The sequence below is a fragment of the Protofrankia sp. CiP3 genome (genome assembly GCF_917627345.1).
Classification (GTDB): domain Bacteria; phylum Actinomycetota; class Actinomycetes; order Frankiales; family Frankiaceae; genus Protofrankia.
In genome coordinates, this window is record NZ_CAKJTM010000002.1 from 1 (window position 1) to 2,245 (window position 2,245).

The 2,245-nt window shown below is 58.3% G+C and carries 2 protein-coding genes and 1 pseudogene; all 3 read right to left on the bottom strand.

Annotation, left to right across the window (positions count from 1 at the left end; genetic code table 11):
- The coding region (locus tag MJ797_RS00820) for a glycosyltransferase (RefSeq protein ID WP_239330207.1) at positions 1-1,070 on the bottom strand (1,070 nt) is incomplete at its 3' end.
- A 320-nt stretch (positions 1,071-1,390) separates the two neighbouring features.
- Positions 1,391-1,534 (bottom strand): annotated as a pseudogene (locus MJ797_RS00825) (transposase); the annotation flags it as partial.
- A gap of 296 nt (positions 1,535-1,830) precedes the next feature.
- Positions 1,831-2,245: transposase (locus tag MJ797_RS00830; RefSeq protein ID WP_374581104.1), on the bottom strand; the 415-nt coding region annotated here is incomplete at its 5' end.

Here is a 2,245-nt window from a genome sequence, read left to right on the forward strand (position 1 = left end):
CATCGCCGCGCCTGGGCGGCCTTGGTGAGAATGTCTCCGGTATGCGTGGCACAGGCATCCCAGTCGTACTTCCTGGGTAGCGGTCCGCACGGTAGTACGGCGCCGATCGCTTTTTGGAGCACAGTGATAATTTCAAGTTCGTCAAATGGGTCGAAGTAGTATGCCGGCGAAGACCCAGCTATTTCTTCGTTACTGCAGGCCCGTGCCACGAGGAGTGGCAGACCGTGCGCATGAGCCTCCAGGAGGGGGTGGCCAAAGGTCTCTCCATACGACGGCCAGATCAGGCAGTCGGCCCGCTGGTACATCTCTTCCAGACTTCGGCCGGTTAGGTAACCATGAAATGTCACCCGACTTCTCATACTATCGATCAGTCGGTTTACTTCCCGCCCGTAACGTTTTTCGGGCATGTCCCCGACAATGTCGAGCGACCATTCACCGCGCACCTGACGCAGGCATCTCAGGAGTCGATCAACATTCTTCCATCGATAGAGCGAAGAAACAACGAGAAGCCGTCGCACCGGCCGTGGCAACCTCGGCCGGTAGTGATCATTTTCGGTTGGGCCGCCGTGGCGAACTATGTGAATCCGTTCAGGTTCAATACCAAGGAAAGACGTCGCCGCATCGCGGGCGTACGCACTGACAGCAATGTGGGAAGACGCGTGCCGTGCCGAGATTCTTGTGAGCGCCTGTTGGATCCGGAATCTGACCCGCTCGTGACGACGGTAGTCGCGGTGCAAGGATTCGTCAAAAATTGCTGAATTACGAAGCGTAAGAACGAGCGGCATCTCATAGCGACAGAATGATATCTCGGTCGGTGCGAAGACCACATCGATACGCTCGCTTTTTACTACCTCATGCCATGCGCGCGAGCGCGCTGCAAGGCGCCCGGACGCGGGTATGATATGTAGTTCAGGCGGAATCGCGGCCGCGACCAGCGGCCGCTCGACACGAGCCAGAATCGGGCCGACTTCGAGCATGTCGTGCTGGGCAAGGCGTGGCAGGATGTGGCGTAGGTACGAAATTCCACCACCGGTCGCTGCTGACGATGCATCGATCGCTACACGGATCATTCGACATCCACCTTTACTTGGCAACCTCTGATCGTTGATCGCAGAGTCGCCATCGGCCTTAAAGGGACAAACGGTGACGGACGATATCCCCCCGAGGTCGCTTCAACGACTCAGCGGATTCCTTGGCGGCCACCCTGCGTTCGTTGCTCAACCAGCCCGAGACGTGGCAGCGGGATGACGTCCGACTCCTGTCCCAGGACTGAGGTGCGAGCCTCCTCGAAGAACCCTCGACCGAGGTCCTCGAACTGCTCGCGATGAAAGTATCGCGCCATAACCTTCATCGACAGAATGAGGGCCACTCGATCAGTGCAACGATCATAGGGAACGCCGGCAAGGAGGAGGAAACGGCTGGTCCGTTCGACAAGGGTGATGATCTGGCTCTTGCCGCCCTTACCGATGATCAAGTCTCCCTCCCAGTGTCCAGGGATGGCCCGGTCGGCCACATCGGGAGGCCGTTCACTGATATTGGCCATGTCCTTATGCTGCGCTGCCCTAAACTCTAGGCCGATTAGTCCATTTTGGATAGATTCGAGATCCGATTTGGCCGTACCAATCACCAAGATCCGTTCCGTCGCATCGTCGCGACCCGGCTCCCGGAACGACAGCAAGGCGGAACGGATCATGCTGAATGCCCCATCGGGGTGGCGCGAGTCCAGGCGGGCGATCATTTGCAACCAGATCGGTAACCCCGAGAACTTCAATGAACACGAAGAGTTGAATGACGGAGTCATATCGTCGAGTCAAACTTGCCCAAAGCGGTCTAATCGGCCTTCAGTTTAGGGCAGTGCCTTATGCTGCCTTGTGTGCTGGTAGTAGACCCGGACGGGTGCCTTCGCACCCGTCCGAACCGAAGAACGATCTTCAGTTGGGTCTTCAGTTCGCCACGGGCCTGCAGATAGAGCGCCTGGTGGATCGTTTCGCTGGACACACGCATCTCCGGCTCGTCCGGATAGTCGATCGTCATTCTCGCCGAAATCTGCTGTGGCGACCATTTCTGCGCCAGGCCATCCGCGACAGCGTCATGTAACCGACGAAATACGGCGAGCTTGCGCGGCTTCGGTCGACGCGCCTGTTCCTCGGCGCGCTGCTGCGCGTCCACCGCTCGATATTTTCCACGGCCACCACAACGATGTATCTCCCGATAGACCACGGACCGGTTCTTGCCCAATCGTCTC